At 50.2% G+C, this 15,440-nt stretch carries 9 protein-coding genes; 7 read left to right on the plus strand and 2 right to left on the minus strand.

Annotation, left to right across the window (positions count from 1 at the left end; translation table 11 throughout):
• Positions 1-152: 152 nt before the first annotated feature.
• The 6 genes from ACWHXT_RS03580 (at position 153) to ACWHXT_RS03605 (ending at position 7,048) form a co-directional block, all read left to right on the plus strand.
• Positions 153-1,043 (plus strand): sce7726 family protein, encoded by an 891-nt coding sequence (locus ACWHXT_RS03580; protein ID WP_447957261.1) that lies wholly within the window; start codon positions 153-155, stop codon positions 1,041-1,043.
• A 7-nt stretch (positions 1,044-1,050) separates the two neighbouring features.
• Positions 1,051-1,986 (plus strand): sce7725 family protein, encoded by a 936-nt coding sequence (locus tag ACWHXT_RS03585; RefSeq protein ID WP_447957262.1) that lies wholly within the window; start codon positions 1,051-1,053, stop codon positions 1,984-1,986.
• A 50-nt stretch (positions 1,987-2,036) separates the two neighbouring features.
• A complete protein-coding gene (locus ACWHXT_RS03590) occupies positions 2,037-3,014 on the plus strand; it encodes an RES family NAD+ phosphorylase (protein WP_447957263.1) in 978 nt (325 codons plus the stop codon).
• Between the two features lie 579 nt (positions 3,015-3,593).
• Entirely contained in the window at positions 3,594-4,190 is a 597-nt protein-coding gene (locus tag ACWHXT_RS03595; protein ID WP_447957264.1) for a Cap15 family cyclic dinucleotide receptor domain-containing protein, read from the plus strand.
• Positions 4,187-5,314 (plus strand): hypothetical protein, encoded by a 1,128-nt coding sequence (locus ACWHXT_RS03600; protein WP_447957265.1) that lies wholly within the window; start codon positions 4,187-4,189, stop codon positions 5,312-5,314. Before ACWHXT_RS03595 ends, ACWHXT_RS03600 begins: the two co-directional genes overlap by 4 nt.
• 639 nt (positions 5,315-5,953) lie before the next feature.
• Positions 5,954-7,048, plus strand: a complete 1,095-nt coding sequence (locus ACWHXT_RS03605; protein WP_447957266.1) for a hypothetical protein — start codon at positions 5,954-5,956, stop codon at positions 7,046-7,048.
• Positions 7,049-7,126: 78 nt separating this feature from the next.
• On the opposite strand, the gene ACWHXT_RS03610 is transcribed toward ACWHXT_RS03605, so the two are convergent.
• Complete coding sequence (locus ACWHXT_RS03610) at positions 7,127-8,047, minus strand: DMT family transporter (protein WP_447957267.1); 921 nt, start codon at positions 8,045-8,047, stop codon at positions 7,127-7,129.
• 93 nt (positions 8,048-8,140) lie between these two features.
• Here ACWHXT_RS03610 and ACWHXT_RS03615 point away from each other — a divergent pair, with 93 nt between their 5' ends.
• Positions 8,141-9,049 carry a LysR substrate-binding domain-containing protein gene (locus ACWHXT_RS03615; protein ID WP_447957268.1) on the plus strand — a complete coding sequence of 303 codons (909 nt, stop codon included), beginning with the start codon at positions 8,141-8,143 and terminating at the stop codon, positions 9,047-9,049.
• Between the two features lie 477 nt (positions 9,050-9,526).
• Here ACWHXT_RS03615 and ACWHXT_RS03620 read toward each other — a convergent pair whose 3' ends face one another.
• The gene (locus tag ACWHXT_RS03620) at positions 9,527-15,376 is read right to left on the minus strand and encodes a DUF3320 domain-containing protein (RefSeq protein ID WP_447957269.1); all 5,850 of its coding nucleotides are present in this window, start codon (positions 15,374-15,376) and stop codon (positions 9,527-9,529) included.
• Positions 15,377-15,440 lie beyond the last annotated feature (64 nt).

The raw sequence follows: 15,440 nt of genomic DNA on the forward strand, positions 1-15,440 counted from the left end.
CTATATCAGGGCTACGTTTATTATTGAAGATATACAACGGTAAGTTTGTTAGCTTTGAGCGGCGGTAAGGGTACCGCCGTTTTTGCTAAATGTAGGATAGGGGCCAGCTCATGCACCCTGATTTGTTCGAAGTGGACGGCTGAGGTAGGAGCATGAAAAATTATAGTACATCGCAACTGTCCGCTCTGACTCGACTTTTCTCAGCCGCTGTCTTCCGAGAATTGGCGAAAAAAGGCCGATCCGGCTTGTTCTGTCGGCTACTCGGACAAACAAGTTTGCTTGATAATGCCGATTCAAATGCGAGTGTTGGAGATGTTTTCGACCAAGCATTCGAAATTTTGAAGGTCGCTGGACAGCGCGATGAGTATATTTATCGAGCGGCTATCAGCCAGAAGATACTGATGGGAACGCATACTCTACGCACAGCCTCTATGCTCAATGAGTTTCGTGCTGGTAGTAGTAAGGCTGATCTCGTTATCTTAAATGGCACTGCTACCGTTTATGAGATCAAATCAGAGCGGGATTCGCTTGCGCGGCTTGCCACCCAAGTCGAGAATTACAAGCGCGTTTTCGCCAAGGTAAATGTAATCGCGAGCGAAGGTCATATAGACGGGATAATAGGAACGGTTCCGAAAGATGTAGGGGTAATGTGTCTTTCAAAGCGCTTCCGGATAACAACAGTGCGTGAAGCAGCGGAGTGCCCTGCGCGAATCTGCCCGGTAACTGTTTTTGAGTCATTGCGTATGGCCGAAAGCAACACAATCTTGCATGCAATGGACGTGGGGGTGCCTGAGGTTCCTAACACTCAACGGCATGCTGTTATGCGTGACCTGTTCGCTAGGCTAGACCCGGTAGAGTTACATATAGAGATGGTTCGCACTCTTAAGCGGACGCGTGACCTTGCACCGCTTAGTGACTTTGTCAATCGTCTGCCCAAATCTTTGCAAACTGCGGCGCTTTCTATATCGGTACGCCGCTCTGATCACCCGAAGCTGCTTGGCGCTATTGAGACTCCTTTGCAAACAGCTATGACTTGGAGCTGACATACGTATGTACTATCCATACTTCCGCGGAAAGCAATTCGAACTAATAACTATTCGCGAAATGTCAGAATTACTTGCTGAAAAAAGTTTTGTACCTATAATCGAACCAGTAAAGGAGTCGCTTAATAGTCTTAAAAAGACCTTAACTGCAATATGCGATGCCGGTGGGCACGCTATTGTGATTGTAAACCCCTATCACGGTGATCATAAGGAAGACGGGGCTAGTATCACCAGCCTCTTGCAAGAAGACTTTAGCGACGCTGACAATATCTCCGCAGGAATTTTGCTGCGTAATGACATGAACTCCAACGAAGTGATGGCCTGCTATGGCGAACATGCCGAGCATCACCCTGTATTAGTCCACGCGGGTTTTACAGACCCCAGGATTCTAGCGGATGCGTTAGAGCAAGAAATATCTAGCCTCACCAACGTCTTCATCGAAGACCACGCAAAGTTGCTCTACCGTAAGCACTTTGATCAGAGCAAGCGTATCCTCGTACGCGATGGCTTTAAGCGGCAGCGAAATGCCGATTATCCGCCGATAGAGGAATTCTCGGATCTTCATGTTATCTGTAGTGAACTTGGTATGGCTGGCTTCGGTGACTTTCTGATAGCAGGCGACGTTTACAGCGAGAGTGGTGGCCCGGCTTACGCCGTCGCGATCCACTTAACCTATATCGATCCTGACAAAGACGATGTTATGTACATCTATCATTTTGTCTCGAATACAAATGACACTCCAACCGATCCTGCTGGTAAGTTCGCTCAGGCGTTGGAAAAACTGATCACAAAACTGGATACCGGTACCTCCCATATTCTCGAAACTGAGGCGATTAAGGAGTTTCGCGCTCTTCATACTAAAGGCCATTTTCCGGGCCTCGGCTACATTAAAAAGCTCTCGATGAAGCATCACATTGAAACGCTTGCCGATTATTGTGGTTGAGTTCCATGTCAAAGCGATTTTGTTGTCCGGAGTGCTTCGATGATCGTGCCTTGCGTGACGAGCTCTTCCCGTCTCTCGATCCCGATTATGGAACCTGCAATTTCTGTGGTACCGAAGGTACGCAACTGTTAGAGCCTTTTAAGCTCGCTGACTATTTTGAACTTTTAGTTAATATTTATGAGCCTAGTGAGGGTGGTAAGCTGCTGGTTGAGTGGATGAAGGAAGATTGGCAGCTCTTCAGTCACAGGTGCATGGACACTGCCCACGCTAAGGAGCTACTTGGCGAGATTCTCGATGATGGTGAAATCGTAAGAAAAGGCTTTGCACCGTCTTCAAGCTATATCAGTGAAGGTCTCGCGCAGTGGGACAAGCTTCGTGACGAGATGATGTATGCTAATCGCTGGTTTCTTGATGTTGAAATCGATCAAGAGCGTCTCCGTGAACTTCTCGAAATGCTGTTGGCGCGGCAATTACCCCGTCAATGGTATCGAGCGCGTATCCGAACCGAAGATGAGATTTTTCAAATTGAAAAGATGGGAGCGCCACCGAAAAGGCGCTCATCACATGGTCGAGCCAATCCAGCAGGCATTCCCTATCTTTATTTGGGATCACTCCCCGAAACTGCTGCGGCTGAGATCAGGCCTCATACTGGTGAGATTGCTTGCGTCGCCGATTTCACGATCCCAGAGATTAAAGCAGTGGACTTGCGTAATCCGCGCAAGCTCGTTTCACCTTTCATTTTTTCAGAGTCTAGTGCCATTGACCAACTGCGTGCCGATTTGCCATTCCTTGAGCGTCTTGGCGAGGAATTGACTCGGCCTGTTCAACCGACTGGTGCGGCAATCGACTACATTCCGAGCCAGTATCTTTGTGAATTTATTAAGAAGACAGGGTTCGACGGTGTGGTCTATCGTAGTTCAGTTAGCGATGGCATCAATCTCGCTCTATTTAATCCTAGTTTGGCTATTGGCGGAGAAGTGAAGCTTTACAATGTTTCTAAAGTATCGGTTACAGTAGCAGCTATCTAGAGAGTCGTTCGTTTTATAGTTATGTGACAGAGCATTTTTCGACTCTTTCTTAATCAATAAGCACAACGTATGGGTGTTTAAGACGCTTCTGAGGGGCATCAAGCAGCTACCTAGCCTGATAGTGCATCGTCTGTAATTTGTCAAAATTCTGTTTCTTAGGTAAGTGCTTTATTATTAAGTGCTTATGTCCTCCTTGTTCTTAGAAAGTGGCTGGCAAAGAAATAGAGCAAGATTATTGCCGCTACAGTCTTCGTTATGGTTTCATAGTCGACGCATTCGAAGTCTTTATCTATTTTTTGCATATCGACTAGACCCATGCAAAAGCACTATAGCCAATTTTTGCTAGCACTATTAAGAAAACGCGGCTCGAAATAATTTTTTCTTTTCAGCATTAACAAGCTATGCTTTATACCTTCAATATAGAATACTGTCGCTGTATAAAATAGTGCATCATAGTTAATTTAATGATAAATTAAAATTTAGAATGCTTTCTGGCTTCAGTGAATGTTTTCTTAGGAGATAGAGCTTTGAAAGTTAATTTTCGACTGACTCTTAATGCTGTCATGGGAGGCAAGTGTAATGCATGATTACGCTGTTTTCGGTCATGATCGAGCGGTAATTGGCAGGTGGCTGGGTGTTGCATCAATCGTAGTTGCCGGCGGCATCTCCCAACTATTAGCTTGGACAACCAATCTAACTGGAATTGATGCATTCACTCGGGCAACAGTTACTACGGGGGCTATTTATTTTGCGTTGCATTTGGCCTTTAAAAAGTTGGCGTGGAAAATTCCTTACTTTAAAATACCTGACCTAAACGGAATTTGGGTTATTAATGGTCAGACATTAAATGAGGATGGCACTACGAGGTTTGATTGGGAGGGGGAGCTTGGAGTCGAGCAAAGTTGGAAGGAAATATCTATTCATCTGAAAACTAAAAAAAGTCAAAGCTTAAGTTATACCGCAACATTATCAAAACGCCACGGCCCTACTGGGGGGTGGCTACTAAGTTACAGCTATAAAAATGAGCCGGAAATTGAACAAAGTCATAAGCTTAATCCCCATAAAGGTTATTGCGAAATTGAGATAGCCAAAAATTTATCTACTGCTCGTGCTTCCTATTTTAATAGCGGCGGAAGAAGAACTTTTGGTACTATGTTATTAAGGAGAGCAGCATGATTGATTTTAATAGTCGCCTTGATTCGCTAAAGGAACGCCGACAAGGTTCCCGTGAGAGGGCTATTTATGATTCAATGGAGTCTTTTTCAGCTGATCAAGCTATTCGAACAGGGCGAGATGTTAGAAAAAGAGAATTTTTCGAAACTCTTAATGAATCGGCTGGTGTAAAATACGCAATAGGTGCAATGGCGGCTGTTGATGAAACGGCTACTCAGGTTTCTATTAGAGAAGGCGAGCGAGTTGCTGATAGCTTGATTAAAAGTCTTAATGCTGCAGGGGAAAACGTTACTAAAAGATTACAGGGTTCCGTTGCCTTGGATATACATATTAAAGGCCGTTCCGACGTTGATATGCTTATCCCTGTGACTGATCCAGTAAATATAGAGTTACCAAAAGTTTTGCCAAGCAGTTATTTTCCTTCTAGTGACCCTAGAAATATTTTGCAAATAATTCGTGATGTTCGCGATAAATCGGAAAAGATCTTACCAGTAAATTTTCCTAAAGCGAATGTTGTTTGCTCAAATAATAAGTGCATTTGCGTGAGTGGCGGTAGTCTAGCTAGAGAAGTGGATGTGGTTCCTGCAATCTGGTTCGATACCATTAAATATCAAAATTCCTTTCAAGAGCATGATCGTGGAGTAAAGATATATCATAAAAAAGATGATAAGTTTTTGCTAAATTTTCCCTTCACACATATGAAATTGGTTAATGATCGCGATGCTCTTTATACAGGAAACCTAAAGTCTGTTATTCGGCTTATGAAGAATATGATAGCAGATATGCCGGATTATAAGAAGTGTGTGGTTAAACAGCTTAGCAGTTATGATTTGGCTGCTATTGGTTTTCATATGAATGAAGAACTTAGCGCGCCCTATTATATGAAGCTTTCACTGGTTGAAAAAACACGGAGTTATCTGGCTCTCTTACTTGAAAACAAGGATTACCGCTCATCTCTTTTTGTTCCTGATAAAAGTCGTAAGATTTTTGATAATGATGGCAAAGTAGACGCGCTATCGATTTTGAGCAGAGAAATGAATGACTTAGCTATTTCCATATTTAAAGAGTTGCGGCCTCATGGTAGTATATATGATTCTTTGGAAATATTAAAAAAACCTGTTTTTTAGATTTGAGATCGCTCGAATGATTTGTTTTGTATAGTATTGTCTAAACTACTTTACAGGTTTGATTGATCTGAGTTTATAAAAGGCTGCTTAAGATAAAATTTAGGCCTCATGGAGCGGTTGACTGTTGATTTAAATTCGCTGTTGGACATTTATAATGTGTGACTAGTATTTGGCAAAAGCATCGTTTTAGCTCTTAACCTATTTGCATTATATAGAAGGTAGGCAGTACGTTTCCCAATCCAAGTCGCTAATTAGGGCATTCATAGAGAAACCATCTACGAACTCACCAGCATAAGTTTGTTCGGGACCTTGTGCTAAAGGGTTGCGTAATACCTCAGTTTTTTCGCCTTTTAAAGGTTGTTTAGCTATCTTTATTCCTCACAAAATGTGACCTTACCCGGTATAGTGCTGACTTGAAGTGACGGCAGCTTCAAGCCCGCTTTCTGGCGTTTTTTGTTAACTAACAGTCAACACATTTGACACTGCCTAGCTGGCCCTGCCCGTTAACAGTGAGGGCTGACCTTCTGACTCTAAACCGGGCTGCTACTGAAGATGGGGTGACGTCGGTGCTTCAATCTCAGTTACGCGAAAAATATCTTGCTGGGTGTAATGCTCATCTTTTAATTCGAATGATTTAGAGTGGTGGATAATATTATGGCGTATAACTCGGGCACGTTACAGAACCAAGGAGTTGATTGGAAAGTCGAGGTTCGAAGGGCGGCAGGTTTTGTGATGAGATATTGGGCTTTACTGGGCATTGGGACTCTTGCTCTCTCTGTTGTTGCAATGCATGGCTATCTAGTAGGGGAGGCAATCCCACTCAGTATCACTTCTCCTGATGTTGTATCGGGGCTTTCAGCTCTTTTTGTTTTGATAGCATACGTCGTTTTTATTTTAACATGCTCAGCTGCACTACCAGCGATGATATTGCTGAGCCGAAGCAAAGCGCTTAGTCGTAGTCTTTTAGAGGACATGCTGCTGAGTGACAATGGCTGTTCTTACCGAGAACATCAGGTTCGTATGCGATTATCTATATTTTGGAGTTTAGGGTTAATAGTTCCTTCAATCATAGTTATAGCATTTTTATATTGGCCAGCGTTCTTGAATTTTTTGGGGTATCCAGGTCTTTTTATTGCAGCCATACTACTTTTTTCTTTGTCTTTAATTCTGGCTGCACGCCAGATGTTACCTCTAGCTTGGAAGGCTCATGCCAAAGCAAAATGGGGTGGGTTTTTGGTATATGGTCTTATTCAGACATTCGTCATGATTAATATTGCAGCAATTGTTGAGTCAAACGTAAGGGCTGGTTTAGCGGAGTTATTTGGTTTTCTTATAATCGCTATGTTATTGCTTTCAATATTCCAGATGGTAATTGTGTGGAGCATGTGGGAAGTCGCTAGAAAGCCTAGGCCGATTATACGTGCGGGAGGCATTGCTGGGATTGTTATTCTGGTAGTTTGTATCATGCCGCCGTTAAATAAAATATTGGTTGGGTATGCTATGTCGAGTTCAGCGACAGGTGGACGTGGTTGTACCGTGTTTTTTTGGACTGAGGATGCTAAAGTTGTGCCTGACTTTCGCAGCGAAGATAACCGCTTAAAGAGTGTCGATCTAAGGATTCCGATGGCTACTAGGGATATCTTTTATACGCGACCTTGGCAAGACGGCGAGTCGAAGGAGATTGCTTTAATCCCCTATGCTAGCGTGGCTAAAGTGATGGAATGTGATTCTTGAATGAGCTTGAGTAGAGCAACTGCAGCGCAGGATTTTGAGAGCTGATGGTAAAAGGCTGCTTTTACAAGCTGCACGGCGTCAGACTCGCCGTTGCCGTAACACCACCACCCCCGCCATCAGGATCAAACCCATCCCCAGCCACGTCATGGCATCGGGTACTTCGCTGAATAGCAGATAGCCCCACAAACTGGCAAAGATCAGGTAAGCGTAATCAAAGATGCCGATCAACGCCGAAGGGGCTATTTGATAGGCCCTCGCTACCCCAGTATTCACGGCGATCAACAGGAGCACATAAACGCTCACGATCATTAACGTCTTGGCCTCAAGCGATTGCCAGCCGCCGAACAGAAAAGGCGAGCGCCCGGAAAGCGCAGCGGTGTCGTTGAACGCCACCAACAAGCTGAAAAGAGAGCCCGCCGCCAAAAAGGCCAGATTCAACCCCAGCGTCAGCAGTAAGGGGTGTTCGTGTTGGCAGTGGTGGCGAGTGACCAGCATGGCCAGCGCATAAAAGAGGGCGGCCAGCACGGGTAGAAGGGTGGCCGGTGTGAAGGTGTCGCGGCCGGGGCGCAGAACCACGACCACGCCCAGAAAACCCACCAAAACGCCCAACCACGCCGAGCGTGAAAGACGCTCGCCCGCCCCAAACGCCGCCAGTACGGCAATGAACAGCGGCGTGGTGTAAATGGCAACAGCCGCGACGGAGAGCGGGATCAGCGGTAGGGAGGCGTAGTAGGCTATCCACATCAGCAACAGCAGCAGGCTTCTGATCGTCACCCAGCGGTATGATTTGATGGTGGGGCGCGGGCCTGAAGGGCGGATGATGAATCCGGCCAGTATCGGCAGCGATATCAATGAGGCGATGACATGAAGTTGCCAGAGCGACATACTGGCGCTTAGATACTTAACCAGAGCGTCGGTCAAAGCCTGCAGGAAAACGGCTCCCACAATAAGGCTTACGCCCTGCAGGATATGGTCTTTACGTTCAGGAGTAGCCTTCATTACACGGTTCCAGCGATGAATTCCGCTCCAGAATGCCGCTGCCACTGGCAGCGCTTCAAACGACTTATACGTTTCGATGGATGAGCTCAGATTATGGATAACTTCATCAAGTCGCTTCCGCCGCTGGCAACGCTACGCCCCTTCGAGGCCGCGGCCCGGCTCGAGAGCTTTTCCCGGGCGGCGGATGAGCTCCATCTGACGCAGGCGGCGATCAGCCGACAGATACGTGCGCTGGAGGAGGATCTGGGCGTGATGCTGTTTGAGCGCCGTCATCGCCGTGTGTTTCTTACCCGTGAGGGGCGCGAGTTTGGCCGTACGGTCTCCCAAGCATTGGAAACTATTGCGACCCAGGCGCAGGCGCTACGCGGCGACCCAAACGACAAGCGCGTCGTGTTGTTCTGCCAGCTATGCGAAGCGTTTTATTGGCTGATGCCAACGCTTTCGGACTTCAACCAGCGTTACCCCGACATCGAGATTCAACTGGCCACGTCGACCCGGCCGATCACCGAGTTCAGTGGCCACTTCGACATCGCCCTGCAAACCAACGGCCGGCCCAGCGGTAGCCATCGCTTGGTGTTTACCGCCGAAGACGAGATATTTCCGGTCTGTAGCCCCGCTTATCTCAAGGATGCCACTTCCCCGTTGAGTCTCGACGCCCTGCTAAACCAGCGGTTATTGCAGCACCACGCCGACCCGGCGGATTGGTTGGAGTGGGAGGGCTGGTTTCGTGTGATGGGGTACTTTGAAAGTGCAGCGGCGGAGGGCGCCGTGTTCGACAGTTATCCGCTGCTGTTGCAAGCGGCGGTCGCGGGGCACGGGGTTGCGCTTGGGTGGCGGCGCACCACGCAGCGCATGATCGACAACGGCGAACTGATTCGCCCGGTGGCTGAGAGCGTGCTGCAACGCGATGCCATTGCCCTCTACACCCGCCAGGGCGCGCCACGCCGTGCGGGTAGAGAAGCGTTATTGGAATGGCTGCGTGAGAGAATGGGGGATGCGTGACGTTGAGCATGAGCTTGGCCGAGCTACTGCTATACCGCAGTGATCCTGAATTACCTCGCCGACCAATGTTGGAGCAGTTTCCGGCTATGACTGGATAAGCGTTGCTCTAGCCTCTTGAGCAGCGTCTGTTCGATACCCCGCTGGACAATCGGACTCAGCGTGCCGAGCGTATGTTCAATGGCCACTGGCCTTCGCTCAGCAAGCTCAAGCCCTTGCTTCAAGAAGTAACGTGGCTGAAAGCGCAGCGCGCGGGCCAGTGCTCCTCGATCCATCCTTCGATCTCTGAGACGGTAAGATCATACTGGCGCGCCATTTCAGCTGCTGTGGTCTTGCCTTAGAAGCTGTCCATTACCACAGCAGCCTTTCGCTTGGCGGTCCATCACTTGCTCGGGTTGTCGTCGTTCATTCTGTCCTCCTGGTGGCTGCACTTTAGCTTGTGCAGCTATGGAGGGGGCACTTCAACGCAGGACTCGACATTTATGCATGCTTTGAGGACCTCCAGAGAATGCAGCTTTCTAGATAGGCCCGGTTTTCCGCTGAAAGCCGCGAGATGCCTGCATATCGAGCAAGTTCTAGAGCCTGGTCCTGAGTATTGAGAAGTGAAGCCTCATGGCGGTCATAGAGCTCGGCAATTTCAGCTCGAGAGATATCTCGAATCGAGCGATCCATTCCTGATCGAAACGCGATCCTGCTCGAGTAGCTTCCTGCTGACCAGAGAAAATCGATATCGTTTTCTCGGTGTATTTCGACGCGGCCCAGCGCGTTGGCCACCTGTTCGGAGATGCGCCGACCGGTTCGTTGCCAGCCGTGCATGCTCGCGATGCGCTTACCAAGCAGGCTCAGAGGTATGGGACCCTCGCGATCAACGATATTGGCTACAAGAAGTTCCAGGGTTGGAATGTAATCCTGGTGATAGAATTGGTCGGGGTCTGGCACAGGTTGGTCGAATTCCGTGGCTGCCGATGTTGCGAGATGCTCAGAAGATATTGATTTCGCAACCATGGTCGTTTCTCTTGCGAATGAGGCTTCCGCCTGCATTGTTTCAGAGGTCTGATCGTTTGCAGAACTATCTGACGCGACGCCACTTTCCGGTTCGGTATGTGTGGTGCTGTCAGTGGTACTCCCTTCCTGATCGGCCGGTTCATGGGTGGTTTTTTCTGATGCTCTCCTGCTGCGGTCTGTTTCCAGGTGCTCTAAAAGCATCGTGTGGAGGCGGTCGACAACCATACCTGGGTTTCGAAACCAGTTAGTGGACCAGATGCGCAGTATGGTCCAGCCAAGATTCTCAAGAACCGCCTGTCGAATCTTGTCTCTGTCCCGCGCCGTAGCAGAGCCATGATACGTTGCCCCATCGCATTCAATACCAGCCAGATACACGCCAGCATGATCCGGATGGACCACGCCCAGATCGATTCGAAAGCCTGAAACGCCGATCTGCGGGCGAAGTTCCCATCCTTTTGCCTCGATGGCCGCCTTGATTGCGGCTTCAAAGACATTCTCGACGGGACCCAGCGAGCCTTCGTCCCGTGCCGGCAAGGCAATCGCGCCACGCGCGGCGAAGTCAAGGAAAGCCTTGAGATGCTTCACACCAGTGGCCTTGGTACGAGTGAGATCGATCTGATCGGCACGTATGGAGGCAAAAACGTGTAGCTCCTGTCGGGCGCGGGTCACCGCGACATTCAAACGCTTCTCGCCACCATCACTGTTCAAGGCGCCGAAGGCCATCGAGAGTCGGCCTGCATGATCCGGTCCAAAGGTGATCGAAAAGAGCATCACATCGCGCTCATCGCCCTGGATGTTTTCCAGATTCTTGACGATCACGGGTTCTTCTCGGGCATCTTCGAAGAACCATTCCAGATCAGGATTTTGCCGCCGCTCTTCGTCGAGCAGGTCGAGGATGAGGCTCTGTTGCTGAATGTTGAAGGTGATGATGCCCAGCGTCAGGCGATCTTCCTCTGGCCATGTCAGCCATTCGCTCAAGCGACGCACTGTCATGTGCACGATTGCACGCGCCTCTGCATCGTTCGTGCGTCCCTGGCCACGTCCGTAAACACCATCCACTTGGTGCAACGTTACCGCCTCGGAGGCAGTCGCGGGAGACGGGAAGGTCACAAGGCGACCGCCGTAATAATGCCAGTTGGAGAAAGCAATGAGCGATTCATCCCGGCTGCGGTAATGCCAGTCGAGCTGTTGAGTCGGAATACCGGCCGAAGCCACTTCGTCGAGGATGGACGCCAGATCGCGCTCTGCTTCGTGCATGTCCTCATCGCCATCATCACTGCGGCCAAAGAAATTGGTAGGGGGCAGCTGTTTGGGATCACCCACAATGATGGCCTGACGCCCACGGGCGATCGCGCCGATGGCGTCCCATGTGGTGATCTGGGATGCCTCATCGAAAATCACGACGTCGAAGGCGGCCTGTCCAGCAGGCAGGTACTGCGCCACGGATAGGGGAGACATCAGTACGCACGGTGCCAGCCTGGTAAAGCTGTCCGGCATTTCCGAAATCAAGGTTCGAATCGGCATACTGGGCCGTTGAAGAGTCAGCTGGTGCCGAAGCGTGCCGAGTTCGGATCGTCGTGGTACAGCGTCCTGAGCCGGCAGACCGTGCTGAATACGGTTTAGAACCTGGTTCGCCGCCATCTCCGTTGCTTGGTCATCAAGCTCCTTGAAGCGTTTGATCGTGTCCTCGTGCGCCCAGTGCGAAAAACCACGTAACGGTGACTGGGAGTCTATCGCCAGTGGCAGCCACCAAGCGGCATATGCGGACACGAAGGCGGCCTCGACATCACCTTCAAGGCGACCCTCTTCGATGGCCTCTACCATGGGCGTCAAGCCAGCGGCATCGGCCTCAAGCCGAACACTGATCCATCGTGTCCAGTCTGAAAGATGGCCCTTGTGTTCCAGAATCTTGTTGAGACCCTCGGAAAGTTCGGATAGCGACAGTTTTTCAGGATCTGATTGTGAAGCGTGGGAAAAAGCGTCCGCGCAGCTTTTCCATTTAGAGTGCTTTTGTGAAAAGTGGGTCATTGCGCGCCGCAGATCGTCTTGCGCGTGCTGGGCCAGACTGAGCTTGGCTGTTTCCCAGCGAGCCTCATCGGATACGCTTGGTGCAACGGTATCCAGAATCGCTTTCAGGCTGCCTGCCTGCGCCACCCAGTTCCTCAGCCGGTCGCTATCAGTGTTCACCCCGTCAGCAACAGGACACTGCTGCAGGACATTTTCTCTGATCTCTGCCTGTAGGCGCCTGGCGTCTCTCATGGCGGCAATGTCTCTGTCAGGGTCAGCCTGACCGCTCTCGACATAGGTTTGAAGGAGCTTGCGCACTGAAGATTTCGCAAAAAAGGCAAGCGGCCATATCTTCGCCTGGGCGAGTCGCCAGCTCTCGTCCAGTTTATCCAGAGGAATATCTTCAAGTCGTTCCATCGGATAGCGTGCCGAAGCACGGCCCAGGGCGCTGTGGTATTGTTCAAGCAAGTCGTGCAGGACCTGTGCCTGATGTTGTATCTCTGCCATGTCGCGCGGCAGGCACCAGCTCACGTCTTCGCCGGTAACGGATATTTCGACAAGCTGGCGAAGGGTCCCGATCTGTTCAGGAGCACCGGTGCCACTCCAGCCCAAACCGAGCTGGTGAGCAAGTGCCTCGGCGGCATCGAATAGCTCATGCGTCACAGAAGCCAGCACAGTGGTCTTCTCGAGAAGTTCGGCTTGCCAGGCGAAGGACCAGTCATCCGCTTGAATAAGCGGCAAGGGTTGTCGCTCCTCAATGATTTCATGACATCGGCCCAGCGACTCGGCTATACCTCTCAGCCGCGCATAGCTTTGTGAATCATGGGCATCCTTGTTCTGAAAGGAAAGTCTGAACGGCGGCATCTCCCCCACGGTTTCTCCAATAGCCTGAAAGATGCTGAAGCCCTGAGTTCCCCTTTCATGCAACGCAGCGACATAAGCATTCAATTGGTCGCGGGTGACAGAAAGGTCGTCGGTCACCTTTATCCACTCTGCTTCGGAGTTTTGCGCCGCACGCTTCCAGCTGCGTCCGAGCTGCGATAGCACTGATTTACGATCAGACTTGTTGGAATGCAGCTCCAATACTGCATCTCCCAGCCCATGTGCTGCCAGACGACGATGAACCACATCCAGAGCCGCAGATTTCTCGGCCACAAAGAGAACGGTTTTTTGCACGGCAAGACATTGCGAAATGATGTTCGCGATCGTCTGGCTCTTGCCTGTACCTGGCGGGCCAATGAGTACGAAATCATGCCCTTCCTCGGCGGCCAGAACGGCTGCAAGCTGAGAAGAGTCCGCAGGCAGGGGAGTGAAAAGATCACGTGGTGCACGGCGCCGATCTACATCCGCAGCGTCAGGGAGCCCCGGGTTTCCTGCAGCGATAAAAGGCTCTGACGGATTGTCGACCAGATGTTTCACAAGCGCGCTTTCGCGCAGGCTGTCGGTACGATCGACCAGATCCTTCCACATCAGGAACTTGGAAAAGGAAAAGGTCGATAGAGCAACATCTTCGACTACTTCAAAACCTGCTACCTCTCGTACTCTGCGCCGCATGGCTTCAAAGATGCGTGGCAGATCGAAGCCACTCTCGCCCCGCGGCAGCTCGCCTTCCAGCTCAGGCATCCTGAGTTCGAAGTCTCTTTTCAAAAACTCAAGGAGTGTTGTGTTGAAGCGAACCTCATCTTCATGATGCTCGATGAAGAACTCGGACTGTGCAGATTGTCGCGTAATCTTTACCGGGATAAGTAAAAGTGGCGCACGATAGCTTTGTATATCTCCTTCCGATTTTTTCCAGCGCAGAAAGCCGGCGGCAAGGAAAAGCGTGTTGGTGCCCCCTTCCTGCATGTCGCTTTTGGCACGTCGGTATAGCTCCAGAAGTCGTGAGCTGGCCTCCTTGCGAGTCAGAATCGTTGCAATCTGGCCCTTGGAGAAAGCGTCCATGGCCACTTCTTCTATGAGTTCCGGTTCCTCCTTTGCCAGTAGATCCCGCTTTCCAATTGGGTCTTCATCCTTTAGCGCCAGCACGCGGAATTTTTTGCCTTCGGCAAGCTGATCTTCAAGTGATGGAACATCCGGACAGAAAAACGACAGCGTCTGCTTGCTATCCTTGAAATTCAGTAGCCGGTTGCGCAACGAAAGGTCAAGCAGCTTTCTTTGCCACCGTGAGATTCGATCTGCAGGCGTCGAAGGTTCTTCTTCGGTCAGCTCATCGGGCAGCATTCCCAAGGACAACGGTTTTGGAAGTGCGGCTGGGCGTGCCGGTATATCTGCTATTTCAGTAGCGGCTTCACTACGGTGGCTGGCAAGAGGGCGCACTCGCGCCGCACGGCCCCGACGAATGTCGATGGCCATGATGAAATCGTGTTCGTTGCGCTCCGAAGTATGCTCGCGCGCGCGCTCAACGGCTTCTTCGAATCCAGCGCTGGGACGTTGTGTGAGCAAGGTAGTTTCCATGCTTACGAATTCTCTGGCATCAAGCGCCTTGCGAACGGTCATGACGTCCGGTTCGCTGATGGTTCCAAAATCCTTTTCGGTCAGCCATACGCCAGTCCAGGCATGTCCTTTACAAAACAGAACGGCAGGATTGAGGCCTGCTGCCTCAAAACAGGCTGCCAAAAACAGCGCACTGTCCAGACAGGTCGCGAGCCCTTCAGAGCGGATACGGCCAGGGTCACGAATTTTTTGTCCCTGCCGTTCGAAGCTGGCAGGAGGAACCGCATAGGTCAGACCCAGCCCCGTAGCAGCAGACCAGATGGCTCCTGCCAGCATCCATACGCGTGATGGGTCTCTGGACTGATAGCCATCCATGCTGCCGCTTTGTCCTGTTGTCTCAAGAAGTCGTCCCGCTTCCTTTAGTACCCCGGCCACGACCGTATCGTTGGGAGAAACGAAGGCTGCCAAAAGATGTGCCATCTCACCAACACCGCCCCATTCATCGCGTGCCAGCATTTCGATGGGGCGCTTCTCGGACAATAATTCAACATCGTCCTGTCGCACTTGTAGCGTTAGTCTTCCTGTTTCAGCTTCGTTAAGCCCACCAAGAAGCACTGTGTCCAGCGGGGTTTCCAAGTCGTGTAGGGCTTGCTGTTTTCCAGGTGCCAAGCGATCCATTTTCCAGACTTTGGGACGCAACAGACCCGGTTGACAAGTCAGCTCGACAGTAAGGTTTTCCAGAGGTACATCCGATTGATTCTCCAAAACGAGCTTCTTGAGTACTGAAACTCCATTTTGGGATGAGGCAAAGTTTACTTTTCCTGTCGTGACAAAAGTCAGCAAGAGCGAAGGATTGGTATCCTCGTCGATTGTTTTGGAGAGCATTCCTGAATCCTGATTAGATAATTTTAAATTAATTTTGATTTTAATTGCTCAGCAGTCAATGTTC

This window comes from Vreelandella halophytica, assembly GCF_968193635.1.